The 18,516-nt window shown below is 71.1% G+C and carries 16 protein-coding genes; 15 read left to right on the top strand and 1 reads right to left on the bottom strand.

The window, feature by feature from the left end:
* Nucleotide 1: 1 nt before the first annotated feature.
* The 10 genes from JLI01S_RS10035 to JLI01S_RS09990 all read left to right on the top strand — a co-directional run bounded on the left by JLI01S_RS10035 (nt 2) and on the right by JLI01S_RS09990 (nt 11,396).
* Nucleotides 2-919 (top strand): TIM barrel protein, encoded by a 918-nt coding sequence (locus tag JLI01S_RS10035; RefSeq protein ID WP_068264035.1) that lies wholly within the window; start codon nt 2-4, stop codon nt 917-919.
* Entirely contained in the window at nt 919-1,890 is a 972-nt protein-coding gene (gene iolC, locus JLI01S_RS10030; protein WP_068264033.1) for a 5-dehydro-2-deoxygluconokinase, read from the top strand. Before JLI01S_RS10035 ends, iolC begins: the two co-directional genes overlap by 1 nt.
* Nucleotides 1,887-2,807, top strand: coding sequence for a Cgl0159 family (beta/alpha)8-fold protein (locus JLI01S_RS10025; RefSeq protein ID WP_068264030.1), 921 nt, complete (start codon nt 1,887-1,889; stop codon nt 2,805-2,807). The genes iolC and JLI01S_RS10025 overlap by 4 nt, the downstream gene beginning before the upstream one ends.
* The gene (gene iolB, locus JLI01S_RS10020) at nt 2,804-3,811 is read left to right on the top strand and encodes a 5-deoxy-glucuronate isomerase (RefSeq protein ID WP_068264029.1); all 1,008 of its coding nucleotides are present in this window, start codon (nt 2,804-2,806) and stop codon (nt 3,809-3,811) included. Before JLI01S_RS10025 ends, iolB begins: the two co-directional genes overlap by 4 nt.
* Nucleotides 3,808-5,763 carry a 3D-(3,5/4)-trihydroxycyclohexane-1,2-dione acylhydrolase (decyclizing) gene (iolD, locus tag JLI01S_RS10015; RefSeq protein WP_068264027.1) on the top strand — a complete coding sequence of 652 codons (1,956 nt, stop codon included), beginning with the start codon at nt 3,808-3,810 and terminating at the stop codon, nt 5,761-5,763. Before iolB ends, iolD begins: the two co-directional genes overlap by 4 nt.
* Nucleotides 5,764-5,833: 70 nt before the next feature.
* Nucleotides 5,834-6,811, top strand: coding sequence for a sugar ABC transporter substrate-binding protein (locus JLI01S_RS10010; RefSeq protein ID WP_068264025.1), 978 nt, complete (start codon nt 5,834-5,836; stop codon nt 6,809-6,811).
* Nucleotides 6,811-7,863, top strand: a complete 1,053-nt coding sequence (locus JLI01S_RS10005) for an ABC transporter permease (RefSeq protein ID WP_068264083.1) — start codon at nt 6,811-6,813, stop codon at nt 7,861-7,863. Before JLI01S_RS10010 ends, JLI01S_RS10005 begins: the two co-directional genes overlap by 1 nt.
* Nucleotides 7,860-8,771, top strand: coding sequence for an ATP-binding cassette domain-containing protein (locus JLI01S_RS10000; protein WP_068264023.1), 912 nt, complete (start codon nt 7,860-7,862; stop codon nt 8,769-8,771). Before JLI01S_RS10005 ends, JLI01S_RS10000 begins: the two co-directional genes overlap by 4 nt.
* Nucleotides 8,768-9,796, top strand: a complete 1,029-nt coding sequence (locus JLI01S_RS09995) for a Gfo/Idh/MocA family oxidoreductase (protein WP_068264022.1) — start codon at nt 8,768-8,770, stop codon at nt 9,794-9,796. Before JLI01S_RS10000 ends, JLI01S_RS09995 begins: the two co-directional genes overlap by 4 nt.
* Before the next feature lie 103 nt (nt 9,797-9,899).
* Nucleotides 9,900-11,396, top strand: a complete 1,497-nt coding sequence (locus JLI01S_RS09990) for a CoA-acylating methylmalonate-semialdehyde dehydrogenase (protein WP_068264020.1) — start codon at nt 9,900-9,902, stop codon at nt 11,394-11,396.
* A 43-nt stretch (nt 11,397-11,439) separates the two neighbouring features.
* On the opposite strand, the gene JLI01S_RS09985 is transcribed toward JLI01S_RS09990, so the two are convergent.
* Entirely contained in the window at nt 11,440-12,246 is an 807-nt protein-coding gene (locus JLI01S_RS09985; RefSeq protein ID WP_084349351.1) for an alpha/beta hydrolase, read from the bottom strand.
* Between the two features lie 141 nt (nt 12,247-12,387).
* Between JLI01S_RS09985 and JLI01S_RS09980 the strand changes: the two genes are divergently transcribed.
* From JLI01S_RS09980 to JLI01S_RS09960, 5 genes are all read left to right on the top strand, one after another.
* Nucleotides 12,388-14,514, top strand: a complete 2,127-nt coding sequence (locus JLI01S_RS09980) for a HelD family protein (protein ID WP_068264019.1) — start codon at nt 12,388-12,390, stop codon at nt 14,512-14,514.
* Between the two features lie 264 nt (nt 14,515-14,778).
* Nucleotides 14,779-15,894, top strand: a complete 1,116-nt coding sequence (locus JLI01S_RS09975; protein WP_068264017.1) for a fatty acid desaturase family protein — start codon at nt 14,779-14,781, stop codon at nt 15,892-15,894.
* 11 nt (nt 15,895-15,905) lie between these two features.
* Nucleotides 15,906-16,217, top strand: coding sequence for a non-heme iron oxygenase ferredoxin subunit (locus JLI01S_RS09970; RefSeq protein WP_068264016.1), 312 nt, complete (start codon nt 15,906-15,908; stop codon nt 16,215-16,217).
* A complete protein-coding gene (locus JLI01S_RS09965) occupies nt 16,201-17,466 on the top strand; it encodes an NAD(P)/FAD-dependent oxidoreductase (RefSeq protein WP_068264009.1) in 1,266 nt (421 codons plus the stop codon). Before JLI01S_RS09970 ends, JLI01S_RS09965 begins: the two co-directional genes overlap by 17 nt.
* Complete coding sequence (locus JLI01S_RS09960) at nt 17,463-18,500, top strand: LacI family DNA-binding transcriptional regulator (protein ID WP_068264007.1); 1,038 nt, start codon at nt 17,463-17,465, stop codon at nt 18,498-18,500. Before JLI01S_RS09965 ends, JLI01S_RS09960 begins: the two co-directional genes overlap by 4 nt.
* Nucleotides 18,501-18,516: the final 16 nt, after the last annotated feature.

Below are 18,516 nucleotides of genomic sequence, written 5' to 3'. Positions count from 1 at the left end.
CATGACCGACCGCACCCCCCTCGCCGAGCGGATCGCCGCCGCCCCCATCTCGTGGGGGGTCTGCGAGGTGCCCGGATGGGGCTGGCAGCACCAGCCGCCGACGGTCCTGGCGCAGATGCGCGACCTGGGGATCGCAGCCACCGAGTTCGGTCCCGATGGCTTCCTCCCGGACGACCCGCAGGCCAAGGCGGACACGCTCGCCGAGTACGGACTGGCCGCCGTCGGGCAGTTCGTCCCCGTCGTGCTGCACGACCCGGGGGTCGACCCCCTTCCCGTCGTCGAGGCCGCGATGGCCGGGCTCGTCGCCGCCCACGCGAGCACCGTCGTCCTGGCGGCGGCCACCGGTGCGCAGGGCTACGACGCCCGCCCCGAGCTCGACGCGGCCGGCTGGTCGACCCTGCTCGGCAACCTCGACCGGATCGCGGACGCCGCTGCAGCACAAGGCCTCACGGCCACCCTTCACCCGCACGTCGGCACGATGATCGAGTCCGGTGAGGAGACCGATCGGGTGCTCGCCGGCTCGCGCATCGGGCTCTGCCTCGACACCGGCCACCTGCTCATCGGCGGCGGTGACCCGGTGCGGGTCGCGCAGGAGCGCCCGGAGCGGATCGCCCACATGCACCTCAAGGACGTGGACCTGGCCTGGGCGCGCAAGGTCCAGGAGGGCTCGGCGAGCTACACCGACGCGGTGGCGGCGGGCATGTACGTCGCGCTCGGCCAGGGCGATGTCGACATCACCGCCATCGTCCGCTCCCTCGAGCAGTCCGGCTACGAGGGGTGGTACGTCCTCGAGCAGGACACCGTCCTCGCGGGCGACCCGGCGGACCCGACCACGGCGAAGGGGGCCGGTGACCCCGTCGCCGACGTCCGCTCCTCCGTGGCGCACCTCGTCGGGATCGCCGAGGGGCTGAGCGCGTGATGTACGACCTGATCACGATGGGCCGGACCGGGGTGGACATCTACCCCCTGGACCACGGTGTGCCGCTGGAGGAGGTGCGCACCTTCGAGAAGTTCCTCGGGGGGTCGGCCACCAATGTCGCCGTGGCCGCTGCCCGGTACGGCCGGCACGCAGCGTTGATCACCAAGACGGGTGCCGACGCCTTCGGCCGATATGTCCGGGCCGAGGCCGAGCGCCTCGGTGTCGCAGGCGATTTCATCACCGCAATCGAGGGCGACGGTCCCCCGACGCCGGTGACCTTCTGCGAGGTGCACCCGCCCGACGACTTCCCGCTGTACTTCTACCGCTGGCCCACCGCGCCGGACCTGATGCTCACCGACGCCGACCTGCCGCTGGAGGAGATCCGCACCGCGCGGGTCTTCTGGACCACGGTGACCGGCCTGAGCGCCGAGCCCTCCCGCGCCGCGCACCACACCGCCTTCGCCACACGTGCCCGGGCCGAGCACACCGTGCTGGACCTGGACTACCGGCCGATGTTCTGGAGCGACCCGAGCGACCCGAGCGAGGCGAGCGCCGAGGTCGGGCGGGCCCTGGAGCACGTCACCATCGCGGTCGGCAACAAGGAGGAGTGCGAGGTCGCCGTCGGGGAGAGCGACCCGCACCGCGCGGCCGACGCCCTCCTCGAGCGCGGTCTGGAGCTCGCGATCGTCAAGCAGGGACCCAAGGGGGTGCTCGCCGCCACCGCGGACGAGCGTGTCGAGGTCCCGCCGTACCTCGTCGAGGTCGTCAACGGCCTGGGTGCCGGTGACGCCTTCGGCGGCGCCCTGGTCCACGGGCTGCTCGAGGGCTGGGACCTGCGCCGGATCCTCGAGTTCGCCAATGTCGCCGGCGCCATCGTGGCCTCCCGACTGGAGTGCAGCACCGCCATGCCCACGGTCGCCGAGGTCGATGACGGCCTGGCGCAGTGGACAGCGAAGGGAGCCAGCGCATGAGCACGACCCACCAGGTGGCTGCGAGCGACGGGATCGCCGTCGACATCGCGGGCCTGACCATGGTCCGCGCGAGCGACCCCGGTGCCATCGTCCGCGGCTGGGCCGCGCGCTCGCGCCGACCTCTCCTGGCAGACGACGGGCGGATGCTGCTCGTGGCCGCCGACCACCCGGCCCGCGGGGCGCTCGGGGTGCGCGGCGACGCCACGGCGATGGCCTCGCGCCCGGACCTGCTACGGCGTCTGGCGACCGCGCTCTCCCGCCCCGGCGTCGACGGTGTGCTCGGGACCCCCGATGTCCTCGACGACCTGCTGCTCATGGGTGCGCTCGAGGGCAAGGTGGCGATCGGGTCGATGAACCGAGGTGGGCTGCAGGGGGCCTCCTTCGAGCTCGACGACCGCTTCACCGGCCACACGGCAGCCGAGATCGTCGCCCGCGGCATCGACGGCGGCAAGATGCTCACCCGCATCGACCTGCAGGACCCAGCGAGCGTCGCGACCCTCGAGGCGAGCGCCCGGGCGGTCACCGAGCTGGCCGCGCACCAGACGATGGCGATGATCGAGCCCTTCTGGTCCACCCGACGCGACGGCAAGGTGGTCAACCTGCTCGATCCCGAGTCGACGATCCGCTCGATCACCGTTTCCTCCGGTCTGGGCGCGACGAGTGCGCACACCTGGCTCAAGCTGCCCGTCGTCGACGAGCTGGAGCGGGTCATGGACGCGACGACCCTCCCTTCGCTCCTGCTCGGCGGTGACCCCAAGGGCGACCCGCGCGACACCTACGCCGCGTGGGGACGCTCGCTGTCGATCCCGCAGGTGCGCGGTCTCGTCGTCGGTCGGGCGCTGCTCTACCCGCCGGACGGCGATGTCGCCGCGGCCGTGGACATCGCGGCCGACCTGGTCCACGGAGGTGGGGCGTGAACCACACCCCCCGCACCGGAGCGGACAACGAGCGCTGGTTCCACCCCTTCGCGCCGAAGGGGGGTTCCTGGGCCGTCGAGATCACCGACGCCATCGACGGGTGGCAGCACACCTCGCTGCGCATCGCGGTGCTCGAGCCGGGAGCCCGGCTGGCGCACACACTCTCCGGGGAGGAGGGCATCGTCGTGCCGCTCACGGGCGGCACGACGGTGATCGTGGACGGCGCCGGGCACCGGCTCGCCGGCCGGGCCAGCGTCTTCGCCGGGCCGAGCGACACGCTCTACGCCCCCGCCGGGAGCGACCTCGAGCTCGTCAACCACGGGGAGTCGACCGCCCGCATCGCCCTGTGCGGCGCTCGGGTCGAGGATGCAACCGGTGGCGGTCGTGAGGTCGTCGTCGTGCCCGCCGCCCGGGTGCCCGTCGAGCTGCGGGGGGCCGGCACGTGCAGCCGTGAGGTGCGCGGCTTCGGCATGCCCGACACCCTGACCGCCGCCGAGCAGATCCTCGCCTGCGAGGTCATCACCCCCGCCGGGGGCTGGTCCTCCTACCCGCCGCACAAGCACGACACCGACCGGCCCGGAGAGGAGAGCGAGCTCGAGGAGATCTACTACTTCGAGACCCAGTCCGTCGGCGATGCTGCTGCCGGACGGGCACCGCTCACCCGCGGCACCGACCGCGAGGACGGCCGTCAGCCGGTCGGCTACCAGCAGGTCTACGGCGCCGAGGGCCGTGACATCGACGTGCTCGTCGAGGTCGCCACGGGCGACACCGTCCTCGTCCCGCACGGCTGGCACGGCCCGGCGATGGCCGCACCCGACGCCGACCTCTACTACCTCAACGTCATGGCCGGCCCGGGACCCGAGCGGGCCTGGCTCATCTGCGACGACCCCGCGCACGGGCAGGTCCGGGCGAGCTGGACCGGCCAGGCCGTGGATCCGCGACTACCGATCGGCCCTTCGAGGCTCGCTGGCGCTCGCACCTCAGGAACCGGGAGCATCTCATGACCACCGTCCGACTCACCGTCGCCCAGGCGCTCGTGCGCTTCCTGGGTGCCCAGTGGAGCGAGCGCGACGGCGAGCGGCAGCGGCTCTTCGCCGGGGTGCTCGGCATCTTCGGCCACGGCAATGTCGCCGGCGTCGGGCAGGCGCTGCTGCAGGCCGAGCTCGCCGGCACCGAGCTGCCCTATGTCCTGGCCCGCAACGAGCAGGCGATGGTGCACACCGCCGTCGCCTACGCGAAGCAGAAGGACCGGCTGCAGACCTGGGCGTGCACCGCGTCGGTCGGCCCCGGCAGCACCAACATGCTCACCGGAGCCGCGCTCGCGACGATCAACCGGATCCCGGTGCTGCTCCTGCCGAGCTCGATCTTCGCCACCCGCTCGGCCGGCCCGCTGCTGCAGGAGCTGGAGCAACCGCACGGCGGTGACCTCACGGTCAACGATGCCTTCCGTCCGCTGTCGCGCTTCTACGACGAGGTGCGTCGACCCGAGCAGCTGCCGAGCATCCTGCTGTCGGCGATGCGCGTGCTCACCGACCCCGCCGAGACCGGCGCGGTGACGATCTCGCTCCCGCAGGATGTCCAGGCCGAGTCGTACGACTGGCCGCTCGAGCTCTTCGCCGAGCGCACCCACCACGTGGCCCGGCCCCCGGCCGAGCCGTCGCGGATCGAGCAGGCCGCGCAGATCATCCGCTCGTCCCGGCGGCCGATGATCATTGCCGGTGGCGGCGTGCACTACTCGCAGGCCGAGGACGCCCTCGCTGCCCTGAGCGCCGCGACCGGCATCCCTGTCGGTGAGACCCAAGCAGGCAAGGGCTCGCTCCTGCACGGCCACCCCCAGCTCCTCGGTGCGGTCGGCTCGACCGGGACCACTGCCGCCAACGCCGTTGCGGCGCAGGCCGATGTCGTCATCGGCATCGGCACGCGCTACCAGGACTTCACGACTGCCTCCCGGACGGCCTTCGCTGCCGCGGGGGTGCGCTTCGTCAACCTCAACATCGCCTCCTTCGACGCGGTCAAGCACTCCGGTCTGACCGTCGCCGGCGACGCGCGTGAGGCGATCACGGCCCTGACCGGTGCGCTCGCCGGCTGGTCGGTCGACGACGGCTATCGCGAGGAGCAGGCCCGACTGTGGGCGGACTGGGACGCGCAGGTCGAGGCGGCCCACCACCCCTCGCCGCAGGTCACCGACGCACTCGCCGACGGGCTGCTCACCCAGGGCGCCGTCCTTGGGCTCGTCAACGAGCTCAGCGACCCGCGCGATGTCGTGCTCTGCGCCGCCGGCTCGATGCCCGGCGACCTGCACAAGACCTGGCGGGTGCGTGACCGGCGCGGGTACCACGTCGAGTACGGCTACTCCTGCATGGGCTACGAGGTCCCGGCGTCGATCGGGGTCCGCTGGGCCGACCCGACCCGTGAGGTCTTCGCGATGGTCGGTGACGGTGGCTACCTGATGATGCCGACCGAGCTGGTCACCGCGGTGCAGGAGCGGACCAAGGTCATCGTCGTGCTCGTGCAGAACCACGGCTTCCACTCCATCGGCTCGCTCTCGCAGTCCCTCGGCAGCCAGCGCTTCGGCACCGCCTATCGCGGTCGCAGCGACGCGACGGGGCGACTGGACGGCGAGGTCCTCCCGGTCGACCTGGCCGCCAACGCCCGCTCGCTCGGCTGCCATGTCCTCGAGGTGCACGACCGGGCCGGGCTGGAGGAGGCGATCGCGCAGGCCAAGGCTGCCCCCGCCGATGGCGGGCCGGTCGTCATCCACGTCGAGACGGACCCGCTGGTGCACGGCCCGGACTCCGCCAGCTGGTGGGACGTGCCGGTCAGCGAGGTCAGCGATCTCGACAGCACCCGAGAGGCGCGCGTGGAGTACGAGCGCCACAAGGCCGGACAACGTTCGCATCTCGACCCGGCGGATCTCCCGCGGAGCGACGGCACGAACGAGCAGACTCACAACTGAATCCGGTGCCCACCCGGGCCTCGACCCCCTTCCCCCGCAACGGAGCGGTGGATATGAGAAAGGCAAAACCATGTCCCGTATTTCACGCGTCGGCGTCGTCGCCACCTCGGCCGTGGCCGCGCTCGCCCTGGCCGCCTGCTCCTCCTCCGGGGGCAAGCAGGAGGACACCGGTGGAGACGCCGCCGGCGGCAAGGCCGACACCCCCGAGATGACGGTCGCCCTCATCACCCACGCTGCGCCCGGTGACACCTTCTGGGACCAGGTGCGTGCGGGAGCCGAGGACGCCGCCAAGAAGGACAACATCAAGCTCGAGTACACGGCTGACCCGGATGGTGCGCGGCAGTCGACACTCGTGCAGCAGGCCGTCGACAAGAAGGTCGACGGCATCGCGGTGACCCTCGCCAAGCCGGACGCGATGAAGGGCAATGTGGAGAAGGCCGTCGGCGCCGACATCCCCGTCGTCGCCCTCAACGCCGGCATGGATGACTGGAAGGAGATGGGCATCCTGTCCTACTTCGGCCAGGACGAGACCCTCGCCGGCGAGGCCGCGGGTGAGCGCCTCACCGAGGAGAAGGCCGGCAAGGTCCTCTGCGTCATCCACGAGCAGGGCCACGTCGGTCTCGAGGCCCGCTGCAAGGGTGTGGCCAACACGTTCAAGAACACCGAGAAGGTCTACGTCAAGGGCACCGACAGCGCCAACGTCCAGTCGACACTGACCGCGAAGCTGCAGGAGGACAAGGACATCACCAATGTCGTCACCCTCGGTGCTCCGCTGGCGATGGTCGCGACCAAGTCCATCGGTGAGGCCAGCAGCAAGGCCAAGCTCGCGACCTTCGACCTCAACGACGACGCGCTCAAGGCGATCAAGGACGGCAAGATCGAGTGGGCCGTTGACCAGCAGCCCTATGTCCAGGGCTACCAGGCCGTCGACGCCCTCTGGCTGCGCGTCAACAAGGGCGCCTCGACCGGCGGCGGACAGCCCGTCTACACCGGCCCGGCCTTCATCGACGACAAGAACGTCGACATCCTGATCGAGCAGAGCAAGTGATGAGTACCCCGACCGCCACGGCCCCACCGGCCGGAGAGACCGACGACCGCGTGGTCGTCAAGGGAAAGGTGGGCGTGCTCTTCGCCCGCCCCGAGATCGGGGCGCTCATCGGCGCCCTCGCCGTGGCTGCACTCTTCCTGGCCGTCGCACCCTCCTTCCGCAGTCTCGGCAACACCGGCACGATCCTCTACGCGGCAGCGTCGATCGGGATCATGGCGGTCGGGGTCTCCCTCCTCATGGTGGGCGGCGAGTTCGACCTGTCGACCGGTGTCGCCGCCACGAGCTCGGGCATCGTCGCCGCGCTCACCGCGTGGAACTTCGGCGTCAACGTCTGGATCGGCGTCCTCGTGGCGCTGATCATCTCGCTGGGCATCGGTGCCTTCAACGGCTGGTTGCTGATGCGCACCGGACTGCCGAGCTTCCTCGTCACCCTGGGCACCTTCTTCGTCCTGCAGGGGGCCAACCTCGCGGTGACGCGCCTGGTCGGTGGGACGGTGTCCACCCCGACCATCACGGACATGGACGGCTTCGCGTCGGCGCAGAAGGTCTTCGCATGGGAGGCCTCGATCGGCTCCGTGACGATCAAGGCGCTCGTCGTCTACTGGATCGTGCTCGTCGTCATCGCGGCGCTGGTGCTCACCCGCACCCGGGTCGGCAACTGGATCTTCGCCGTGGGGGGCGACGCCGACGCGGCGCGCGCCGTGGGTGTCCCCGTCAAGGCGGTCAAGATCGGACTCTTCGTCACCGTGGGCTTCTGCGCGTGGATGCTCGGCATGCACCTGCTCTTCTCGTACTCCGTCATGCAGTCCGGTGAGGGCGTCGGCAACGAGTTCATCTACATCATCGCCGCGGTCGTCGGTGGCTGTCTGCTGACCGGTGGCTACGGCTCGGTCGTCGGTGGCGCGCTCGGTGCACTGATCTTCGGGATGACCCGCATGGGCATCAACTACGCGGGCTGGAACGTCGACTGGTTCTACACCTTCCTCGGCGTGATGCTCCTGCTCGCCACCTTGGTCAACCTCTACGTGAAGAAGAAGGCGGACGCGCGATGAGCACCCAGACCCTCCAGGGGAGGCCGGCGGGCGTCAAGCCGCTCGTCGTCATGCAGGACGTCGGCAAGTCCTACGGCAATGTCCACGCGCTGCGCGGGGTCAACCTCGAGGTCTATCCCGGCGAGGTCACGTGCGTGCTCGGCGACAACGGCGCCGGCAAGTCGACGCTCATCAAGATCATGGCCGGCCTGCACGAGCACACCTCGGGGACCTTCGAGGTCAACGGCGTCAAGCGCAACCTCGCCTCGCCGCGCGCCGCGCAGGCACTGGGGATCGCGACCGTCTACCAGGATCTGGCGCTGGCACCGCTGATGTCGGTGTGGCGCAACTTCTTCATGGGCAACGAGATCCGCTCGGGTCTCTTCCTCGACGCGAAGCGGATGAAGACCATCGCGGACGAGGAGCTGCAGAAGATGGGCATCCAGATCGGCGACCTCGACCGCCCGGTCGGTGGCCTGTCCGGTGGGCAGAAGCAGTGCATCGCGATCGCCCGCGCCATCTACTTCGGCGCCAAGGTCATCATCCTCGACGAACCGACGGCCGCCTTGGGCGTCAAGCAGTCGGGCGTGGTGCTGAAGTACATCGCCAAGGCCCGCGACGCCGGGCTCGGGGTCGTGTTCATCACCCACAACCCGCACCACGCCTACCTCGTCGGCAACCACTTCGTCATCCTCAAGCTCGGGCGACTCACCCTCGATGCGGACCGTCACGAGCTGACGCTCGACGAGCTGACCGCGGAGATGGCCGGCGGCCAGGAGCTCGCCGACCTCCAGCACGAGCTGGGCGGCGTGGATCCCGGCAAGACCGTCGATCCGGACAACCCCGAGATCGAGCTGGCCGGCCCGGGCAAGCCGCGAGTCCAGAGCCATGGCACCGACGATGACGCGACGACGAAGGGAGAGGTGTGACGTCCCCTCCGCTGCGGGTCGGTGTCGTCGGTGTCGGTCTCATGGGGGCCGACCACGCCCGGCGTCTCGCGGCTCGCACCGCGGGCGCCACCCTCACCGCGATCGCCGACCCGGACGGTGAGCGGGCGCGCGCGCTCGCCGACGAGCTCGGTGGGGTCACGGTCCACGACGACCCGCTCGACCTCATCGCTGCCGACGACGTCGACGCGGTCCTGCTCGCCTCGCCCGGCTCGGTCCACGAGGAACAGCTGCTCACGTGCATCGAGCGGGGCAAGCACGTGCTCTGCGAGAAGCCGCTGACGATGGACAGCGAGTCCTCGCTGCGGGTCATCGAGGCCGAGCGGGCGGCGGGTCGGCCACTGGTCCAGGTGGGCTTCATGCGGCGCTTCGACCCGGAGTACATGCGGCTGCACGACCTCATCGACTCCGGTCGGATGGGGCGCACGCTCCTCCTCCACCAGACCCACCGCAACAAGAGCGTGCCCAACCCCGACTTCCGCTCCGAGATGATCGTGCGCGACAGCCTCGTCCACGAGGTCGACTGTGCGCGGTGGCTGCTCGGCGAGGAGATCGTCTCGATCCAGGTGATCAGCCCGGCCCCGACGTCGCACGCGCTCGAGGGCGTCGTCGACCCGCAGGTGACGATCTTCCGGATGGCCTCGGGCGCGGTCGTCACCAACGAGGTCTTCGTCAACAGCCGCACCGGGTACGAGGTGCGCTGCGAGGCGGTCGGGGAGTCCGGCAGCGCGATCATCGGTCGCCCGTGGGGCGAGGTCTACACGACGGTCGCCGACCCGGCAGGCGGCGACGGGGCGTGGGGCGGGCCGATCGTGCCCGACTACCGCGTGCGCTTCGAGCGGGCCTACGACATCGAGGTGCAGGCCTGGATCGACGCGACCCGGCGCGGTGAGGTCACCGGGCCCACGAGCTGGGACGGCTATGCCTCGACCGTCGTGTGCACCTCCGGGATGGAGTCGCTGGCCAGCGGCCAGCCCGTCGACGTCGTCCTCGCAGAGTCCCCCTGACCGCATCTGCCTCGGCAGATGCGCCGGGGCCGGGACGAAGGGGGTTCCGCCCCCTTCGCGTAGTTGTTAGTATGTCCTTACAAATGAGCCTGAGGAGGCACGCATGAGCACCCCCACCCGCATCACCCACCTGGTCGGCCACTCGCCGTGGGAGGGGGAGAGCGAGCGCACCTCCGAGGTCTTCAACCCCGCCACGGGCGAGGTCACCGGCGTCCTCGACCTGGCGAGCAGCGCGACCGTCGGCGAGGTCGTCGCCCTGGCCAAGACGGCCGCCGCGGACTGGGGCAATGTCTCCCTGGCACGCCGGGTGCGCATCCTCTTCGCCTTCCGCCAGCTCCTCGAGGAGCGCAAGGACGAGATCGCGCTCGCGATCACCGCGGAGCACGGCAAGACCTATGACGACGCCAAGGCCGAGATCTCCCGCGGTCAGGAGGTCGTCGAGTTCGCCTGCGGGATCCCGCACCTGCTCAAGGGCGGCTTCTCCGAGAATGTGTCGACCAGCATCGACGCCTACTCGATCCTCCAGCCGCTGGGCGTCGTCGGCGTCATCTCTCCCTTCAACTTCCCGGCGATGGTGCCGCTGTGGTTCGTCCCGATGGCCGTCGCCACCGGCAACGCCGTCGTCATCAAGCCGAGCGAGAAGGACCCGACCGCGGTCAACCTCATCGCCGACCTGTGGCGCGAGGCTGGCCTGCCCGACGGCGTGATGAATGTCGTGCACGGCGACAAGGAGGCCGTCGACGCGCTGCTGGACCACCCGGACGTCAAGGCGATCTCCTTCGTCGGCTCGACCCCGATCGCCCGGTACGTCTACGAGCGCGGTGTCGCGGGCGGCAAGCGCGTCCAGGCCCTCGGAGGTGCCAAGAACCACATGCTCGTCCTGCCCGACGCCGATCTCGACCTGGCTGCCGACGCGGCGGTCTCGGCCGGATACGGGGCCGCGGGGGAGCGGTGCATGGCGATCTCCGTCGTGCTCGCGACCGAGTCGATCGCTGACGACCTCGTCGCCAAGATCGTCGAGCGGACCAAGACCCTGCGCACCGGGGACGGGATGGGCGAGTCCGACATGGGCCCGCTCGTCACCAGGGTGCACCTGGACAAGGTGACCGGCTATGTCGAGCAGGGGGTTGCCTCCGGCGCCGAGCTCGTCATCGACGGGCGCGATGGCGCCGCGGACCTGGGCGCGGGGTTCTTCCTCCAGCCCACGCTTTTCGACAAGGTCACGCCCGACATGTCGATCTACACCGACGAGATCTTCGGACCCGTCCTGTGCGTCGTGCGGATCGACTCCTACGACGAGGGTCTGCAGCTGATCAACGACAACCCGTACGGCAACGGCACGACGATCTTCACCAACGACGGCGGTGCCGCACGGCGCTTCCAGCACGAGGTCGAGGTCGGCATGGTCGGCATCAACGTGCCGATCCCCACGCCGATGGCCTACTACTCCTTCGGCGGGTGGAAGAACTCGCTCTTCGGTGACACCCACGCCCACGGCATCGAGGGCGTGCACTTCTTCACCCGGACCAAGGCGGTCACCCAACGCTGGCTCGACCCGAGCCACGGCGGGCTCAACCTGGGGTTCCCGGAGAACGACTGACGGCTGGTCCCCCTGCGTCCGGGACGAAGGGGGACCCCTTCGCCTAGATGTGCTGGTGCACGAAGGCAAGCACGTCGTCGAGGACCTCTTCGCGGTTGGTCTCGTTGAAGATCTCATGGCGGGCGCCGGGATAGCGCTTCGAGAGGGCATCGACGGGGGCGATGTGGGCCCAGCCCTCCGAGCTGGGGCTGATGGGGACGAGCTGGTCGTCCTCGCCGTGCAGCCAGATGGTCGGGACGGTCAGGTGCCCGCCGAGGGTGATGGTCTCGAGCTCGGCCTTCAGGGCGCGCAGGGTCGGGCGCGCGAAGTCGCCGTGCCAGACGAGCTCGTCCTGCTCGTAGGCCGCCCCCACATCCGGGTCCCGGCTGAGCGTCGTCACGTCGATCGGGGTCGGCGGGATCTCGTCGAGCTCCGCGAGGGCCGTCGGCTCCCAGGTGCCCAGGACCGGGCCCGAGAGCACGGTCGCGGTGAGGAGCTCGGGATGGCGCTGGGTGTAGCGCGCCGCGATCATCCCGCCCATCGAGTGGCCGATCAGCACGACGGGCAGTCCGGGGTTCTCGTCGTGCGCGCGCTGCACGAGCAGGTGCAGGTCGTCGACCACCGGCTCGAAGTCCTCGATGAACACCCGCTCACCCTCGCTGCGTCCGTGCCCGATGTGGTCGTGCGCGTAGACGACGGCGCCGTCGGAGGTGAGCCGGTCGGCCACCCACTGGTAGCGCCCGATGTGCTCGCCGTAGCCGTGGGCGATGACCGCCACCCATGTCGGGTCGCTCGGCGGGCTCCACAGCGATCCGATGAGCAGGCCGGCGTGGCCCTGGGTCTCGATGTCCTCGGGCGGGATGCTGCTCACGGGGTCCTCCTGGGTGACGTCGGTGTCTGCCTCCAGTCTCGCAGCCACGGAGGGGCGAAGGGAGGGCCCGTCCCGACCCGTGGGAACAGAAGCGGCCCGACGGTGCGTTGGACGAAGCCGCACCAGAGCACCGGGAGAGACGTGGCCGCACGCGAGACCGAGCAGACGACCGCTCATGACGCGCTCCGCGAGGAGCAGGAAGCCCTCGACGCGGCGCACGAGCGCCGCACGACCCTGATGAGCGAGCTGACGCGGCGGCTGGAGCGCAGCGCCACGCAGGACTCGGTCGCCGCGACCGCCCTGCGTGCGGCACGCGCCCGTCGGGCCGAGCTCGAGCAGGCGGAGCAGGGGCTGGTCTTCGGGCGGCTCGACGGGCAGGACGGCAGCGTCCTGCGCATCGGCCGGGTCGGTGTGCCTGCCCAGGACGACGACGCGGACCCGCTCGTCGTCGACTGGCGGGCCAATGCCTCCCGTCCCTTTTACACCGCCACCGCCGTTGCGCCGCAAGGGATGTCGCGTCGCCGACACATCCGCACGGAGGGCCCGTTGGTCGTCGGGGTGGATGACGAAGCCCTCGACGGGTCGGCCCACGGCGAGCTCGTGGGTGAGGGCGCACTACTGGCCGCTCTCGACGAGCGCCGCACCGGCCACATGGGGACCGCGGTCGCCACCCTGCAGCGGGAGCAGGACGACATCGTGCGCGCCGATGCCCGCGGTGCCCTCGTCGTGCAGGGCGGTCCGGGCACCGGCAAGACCGTCGTCGCGCTGCACCGGGTGGCCTACCTGCTCTTCGCCCACCCCCAGCTGGCCCGAGCCGGCGTGCTCGTCCTGGGCCCGTCGGAGAGGTTCCTCGACTACATCGGCCAGGTCCTGCCGGCTCTCGGCGAGACCGCGGTGGTCTCGGCGACCTGCGAGACCCTCGTCCCGGGAGTCCGGCCGGGGCGCAGCGAGGAGCGTCGCCTCGCCGAGATCAAGGGACGGGCCCTCTGGCAGGGGGCACTGGGGCGACGGGCCGCGGGGCTGGTGCCGCCCCCTTCGGACCTGACCGTGCGGTGGGACGGCGAGGACTACACCGTGCCGCGGGCGACCATCGAGCGCCTGCAGCGCAATGCGCTGTCGGGCCGCGGGTACCACCCTGCACGGCGGTTCTTCGTCGAGCACCTCGTCGACGTCCTCACCGATCTCGTCGCCGATCGGGTCGTCGAGCTGCTGGAGGCGACCGAGGAGGGGCTGGAGGACATCCTCGCCACGGTCGACGCCGGCTTGGCCAGGAGGGACGACCGCGGCGTGCGCACCCAGGCGTCGGGCGGCGCCGTCGACGGTGAGCTGAGTGACGCCGAGGTCGAGGAGCTGCGCGCCCGGATCGAGGCCGACCCCGGGCTCGCGGACCGGGTGCGTCAGTGGTGGCCGGACCGGGACCCGGCCACGGAGCTGCGGGGACTGCTGTCGGACCCCGCTGCGCTCGCCGAGCTGGCACCCGACCTGACGGACGCCGAGCGCGACCTCGTGGCCGCCGAGCCAGCCGGGCTGGCCCCCAGCGACATCGCCCTGCTCGACGCGATGACCGACCTCCTCGGGGAGGAGGGGAGCCGCCGTCAGCAGGGGGAGTTCCTCGCGGACCGGGCTGCGGCACAACGCGACTGGATCTACGGCCATGTCGTCGTCGACGAGGCGCAGGAGCTGTCGGCGATGGAGTGGCAGATGGTCGCTCGACGCTGCCCCGCATACTCGATCACGGCCGTGGGCGACATCGACCAGACCGAGGCGCCGCACGACCACAGCACGTGGGAGGGCGCGGTCGGAGAGGTCCTCACCGACCGGTGGCGGCAGGCGGACCTGACGATCTGCTACCGCACCCCGCGTGAGGTCATGGAGCTCACGGGACCGGTCCTCGAGGCTGCTGGAAGCACCAACCAGCCACCGAGGGCGGTCCGCAGCAGCGGCATCGACCCGTGGCTCCTGAGCGTGGACCAGGACGAGCTGGTTGACATCGCGCGGCGTGAGCACGCGGCACTCGTCGATCGCTGGGCGGGCGGCTCCGTGGGCGTCATCGCGCCCGTGGCCCGGGTCGAGTCACTGGCGGCCGCGCTGGGCTCACGGGCCACCGTCATGACCGCGACCCAGGCCAAGGGGCTGGAGTGGGACGCCACCCTGCTCGTCGACCCGGACGGTGTCGCCGCGGAGCCGCGCGGGCTCAATGGGCTCTACGTCGCCCTGACCCGCTGCACCCAGGAGCTGGGCCGGATCGAGGTCCTCCCCGCGACCTGATCCCTGTCCCGTCCTGCTCCCTGCCCCGTCCCGCGGGTGGAGGTATACGCGCAGAGGTTTCTTCGGCGCGCCGGCTTCCACCCGGGGGACCCCCCTTCGCGGTGGAAGGGGGCTCGCGGAGCTTTCGTCCGCGCGTATACCTCCACCGGCGATCAGGGGAGGGGGCAGGGAGCGGCGAGCGAAGGGGGATTGACGCCATCACCGTCCTCGCGCCACACTTTTGGGACCGGTCCCACACCGGATGTTCACGGCAAAGGAGCCGACATGACGACCCGCGATCGACTCTCCTGGTACGCGCTCGAGGGCGAGGCGACTGACTTCGCCGTGGCCAACGGTCTGAGCGCCGCCGACTGGTACCGCACCGACATCCCGCGCAAGCGGATGAAGGAGCTGATGCGCCGCTCCGACGGGCCCGCGATCCGCGACACCATCATCTGGCTGGGTCTGATCCTGCTGAGCGGCGCCGGGATCGTCGTGACATGGGGATCGTGGTGGGTCGTCCCCTTCGCCCTCGTCTACGGCGTGCTCTACGGGTCCGCCAGTGACTCGCGGTGGCACGAGGCCGGCCACGGCACCGCCTTCAGGACGCGCTGGATGGACCACGCGGTCTACCAGATCGCGTGCTTCTTCATGATGCGCAACCCCGTCACCTGGCGCTACTCGCACGCCCGCCACCACAGCGACACCCTCGTCGTCGGACGTGACCCCGAGATCGTCGCCATGCGCCCGGCGCGGCTGGGGCGGATCCTGCTCAACCTCGTTGGACTCGTCGACGTCCCGCAGGCCGTGGTCACGACGCTGCGGCTGTCCGTGGGGCGCTTCTCCCGGGACGAGCGCGAGTACGTCCCCGCGCAGGAGCACGCATCGGCAGTGCGCACCGCGCGGATCTGGCTGGCCGTCTACGGCGCGGTCATCGCGCTCGCTGTGGTCACGACCTCGTGGCTGCCGCTCGTGCTCATCGGGGGACCGCGCGTCTACGGGTGCTTCATGCACGTCGTCTACGGACTGACGCAGCACGCGGGCATGGGCGAAAATGTCATCGACCACCGGCTCAACACCCGCACGGTCCTCATGGGCCCGGTCAACCGATTCCTCTACTGGAACATGAACTTCCACATCGAGCACCACATGTTTCCGATGGTCCCGTACCACCGGCTGCCCGAGCTGCACGAGGAGATGAGGCACGACCTCCCGGAGCCCTACCCGGGCCTGGTCGCCGCCTACCGCGAGATCGTCCCGGCGGTGCTGCGGCAGCTGCGCGACCCCTCCTACTTCGTGCGCAGGGAGCTGCCCGCGACGGCCGCTCCCTTCCACGGCCCGGTCGACGGCCTGCTGCCACCGACGACGACGACCACGACGACCGCCGCGACCGCGGCCTGAGAGGGGCACCCATGAGCTGGACCAGGGTCTGCGAGATCGACGACGTCGAGGAGGAGGACGTCATCGGCGTGAGCGTCGACGGCCGGGACATCGCCGTCTACCGGGACGAGGACGGAGGCTTCCACGCCAGCGACGGGCACTGCACGCACGAGCGGATGCTGCTGTGCGATGGTCTCGTCATGGACGGCATCATCGAGTGCCCGAAGCACAACGGGCGCTTCCGCATCACCGACGGCAAGGCGGTGGGCGCCCCGGCGACCGTCGACCTGCGCACCTACCCGGTCAAGGTCGAGGACGGGCAGGTCCATGTCGACCTCGGCTGACCTCCCGCCAGACGTGCGACGGATCGTCGTCGTCGGAGCGGGCGAGTGCGGCACCCACGCTGCGATGGCGCTGCGCGACAAGGGATTCGGCGGTGAGATCACCCTCATCGGGCGGGAGTCCGTGCACGCCTACGAGCGACCACCGCTGTCGAAAGGGGCATTGGCCGTCGACGAGATGGCTCTCGTCCACCCGTGGACACCCGAGCAGCTCGCCGAGGCCGACATCGACCTGCGGCTGGGCGTGGAGGTCACACACATCGACCTGGCTGCCGGCACCGTCACGACGAGCGCCGGTCCGCAGGACGCCGGGGAGGTCGTCCCGTGGGACCGCCTCCTCCTCGCCCTCGGCTCCGACCCGCGGCGGCTCGAGCTCGACGAGGTCACGTACCTGCGCACCCACGAGGATGCCGAGGCACTGCGTGCGCTGCTGCGCCCCGAGGGGCACCTGCTCGTCGTCGGTGCCGGGTTCATCGGCCTGGAGATCGCCGCGGGCGCGCGTGAGCGGGGCATGGACGTCACGGTCGTCGAGGCAGGCCCGAGGGTGCTCGGGCGGATCGTGCCCGAGGAGGTGGCGGCGCAGGTGAGCGCCCTGCACGACGCGCACGGTGTCTCCCTCCGGGTGGCGACGACGGTGACGGGTCTGCGGCGCGACGGCGGCAGGCTGTACGCGACCCTCTCCGACGGGGAGGAGCTCGTCGTCGACGCGGTCGTCGCCGGGGTCGGGGCGACGCCGACGACCCTGCTCGCCGAAGCAGCAGGTCTGGTCGTCGACGACGGGATCGTCGTCGACGCCGCGCTGCGCACCTCCGACCCGAGGGTCTTCGCTGCGGGGGACTGCGCCTCCTTCCCCGACGCCCGCTCCGGCGGCCGGGTGCGTCTGGAGTCGTGGCGCAATGCCCACGACCAGGCGGTGACGGCCGCTGCGTCGATGCTCGGTCAGGGGGAGCCGCACGCTGCCGTCCCGTGGTTCTGGTCCGATCAGTACGACCAGATGCTTTCTGTCGCAGGGCTGCCCGGCACTGGGCAGCGCTCGGTGCTGCGCCACCGCGACGACGGAGTCCTCCTGCACCTGGGCCTCGACGCACAGGACCGGCTCGTCCACGCGGCCGCCGTCGGCCCGGGCGCGAGCGTCGCCAAGGACATCCGCGTCGCGGAGAAGCTCATCGCCGCCGCCGTGCCGCTCGACCCGGCGCAGCTGACGGACCCGGGCGTCCCCCTTCGCTCGATCCTCAAGGCAGCCATCACGTGAGTCCGGGCGGGAGCGACTACCCGGTCACCCTGCGCACCGTCGCCGAGCGCGCCGGGGTCTCCAAGTCGTCCGTCTCCCGTGTGCTGCAAGGCTCCTCGCGCGTCTCACCCGAGGCCCGGGCGGCCGTCGAGGCGGCCATCGCCGAGCTCGGCTACCGGCCCAACGCCGCCGCGCAGAGCCTCGGCGCGCGCCGGACCCGGACCATCGGGGTGCTCGTCAACGACCTGCGTCAGCCGTGGTTCGTCGACTTCCTCGAGGGCCTGGGTGAGCGGCTGGCCGAGCACGACCTGCATGCCTTCGTCGCGGACGGACGGCTCGACCGGGAGCTCGACGACCGGCTGCTCCACGCCTTCGTCGACATGCGGGTCGACGGGCTCGTGCTCGCGGGGACGATGCCGGTGACCGACTCGATCCGCGACGCGGCGCAGCGTCTGCCCACGGTCATCGCCGGCATGCGCGACCTCACCCTGCCCACGGTCGACGTCGTCGCCGAGGACGATGCCGAGGGGGCGCGTCTGGCCGTCGAGCACCTCGTCGGCCTCGGCCACGAGCGCATCGCCCACATCGCGGGGCCGGACGCCGAGGTCTTCCGCCAGCGGCGGGCGGGCTACGAGGAGGCGATGCGGGCCGCGGGGCTGGCCGAGCACATCCAGGTCGTCTCGGCGGACATCACGCAGGAGGACGGGATCGCCTGCGGTGCAGCGCTCTTCGCGTCCGACCCGCCGACCGCAGTCTTCACCGTCAACGACCTGGTCTGTGTGGGTGCGATGGCCGCGGCGACCGACGCAGGCCTGGCGGTGCCGGGCGACGTGTCCTTCGTCGGCTTCGACGACAGCAGCATCGCCCGGATGCGGTGGGTGGGGCTGACGAGCGTCGACATCCAGCCGCGTGCCGTCGGCGAGCTCACCGCGGACCTCCTGGTCGAGCGGATCGCCGATCCCGATCGTCCGGCGCGCGAGCACCTCGTGGCCCCCCGCTTGGCCCTCCGCACGTCCTCCGCCTCCGTCCTGGCCCCTGGGTCCGCGAACTCGTAGAGGGGTTGCACCAGGT

The sequence above is a fragment of the Janibacter limosus NBRC 16128 genome, from assembly GCF_001570985.1.
GTDB classification, from domain to species: domain Bacteria; phylum Actinomycetota; class Actinomycetes; order Actinomycetales; family Dermatophilaceae; genus Janibacter; species Janibacter limosus.
Note: the sequence above shows the minus strand (reverse complement) of the source record. Positions and strands in the feature narration are given on the sequence as shown.

What these genes read in the sequence shown, in the direction of transcription:
- JLI01S_RS10035 (WP_068264035.1), top strand. Translation starts at nt 2, where the DNA reads ATGACCGACCGCACCCCCCTCGCCGAGCGGATCGCCGCCGCCCCCATC.
- iolC (WP_068264033.1), top strand. Translation starts at nt 919, where the DNA reads ATGTACGACCTGATCACGATGGGCCGGACCGGGGTGGACATCTACCCC.
- JLI01S_RS10025 (WP_068264030.1), top strand. Translation starts at nt 1,887, where the DNA reads ATGAGCACGACCCACCAGGTGGCTGCGAGCGACGGGATCGCCGTCGAC.
- iolD (WP_068264027.1), top strand. Translation starts at nt 3,808, where the DNA reads ATGACCACCGTCCGACTCACCGTCGCCCAGGCGCTCGTGCGCTTCCTG.
- JLI01S_RS10010 (WP_068264025.1), top strand. Translation starts at nt 5,834, where the DNA reads ATGTCCCGTATTTCACGCGTCGGCGTCGTCGCCACCTCGGCCGTGGCC.
- JLI01S_RS10005 (WP_068264083.1), top strand. Translation starts at nt 6,811, where the DNA reads ATGAGTACCCCGACCGCCACGGCCCCACCGGCCGGAGAGACCGACGAC.
- JLI01S_RS10000 (WP_068264023.1), top strand. Translation starts at nt 7,860, where the DNA reads ATGAGCACCCAGACCCTCCAGGGGAGGCCGGCGGGCGTCAAGCCGCTC.
- JLI01S_RS09990 (WP_068264020.1), top strand. Translation starts at nt 9,900, where the DNA reads ATGAGCACCCCCACCCGCATCACCCACCTGGTCGGCCACTCGCCGTGG.
- JLI01S_RS09975 (WP_068264017.1), top strand. Translation starts at nt 14,779, where the DNA reads ATGACGACCCGCGATCGACTCTCCTGGTACGCGCTCGAGGGCGAGGCG.
- JLI01S_RS09970 (WP_068264016.1), top strand. Translation starts at nt 15,906, where the DNA reads ATGAGCTGGACCAGGGTCTGCGAGATCGACGACGTCGAGGAGGAGGAC.
- JLI01S_RS09965 (WP_068264009.1), top strand. Translation starts at nt 16,201, where the DNA reads ATGTCGACCTCGGCTGACCTCCCGCCAGACGTGCGACGGATCGTCGTC.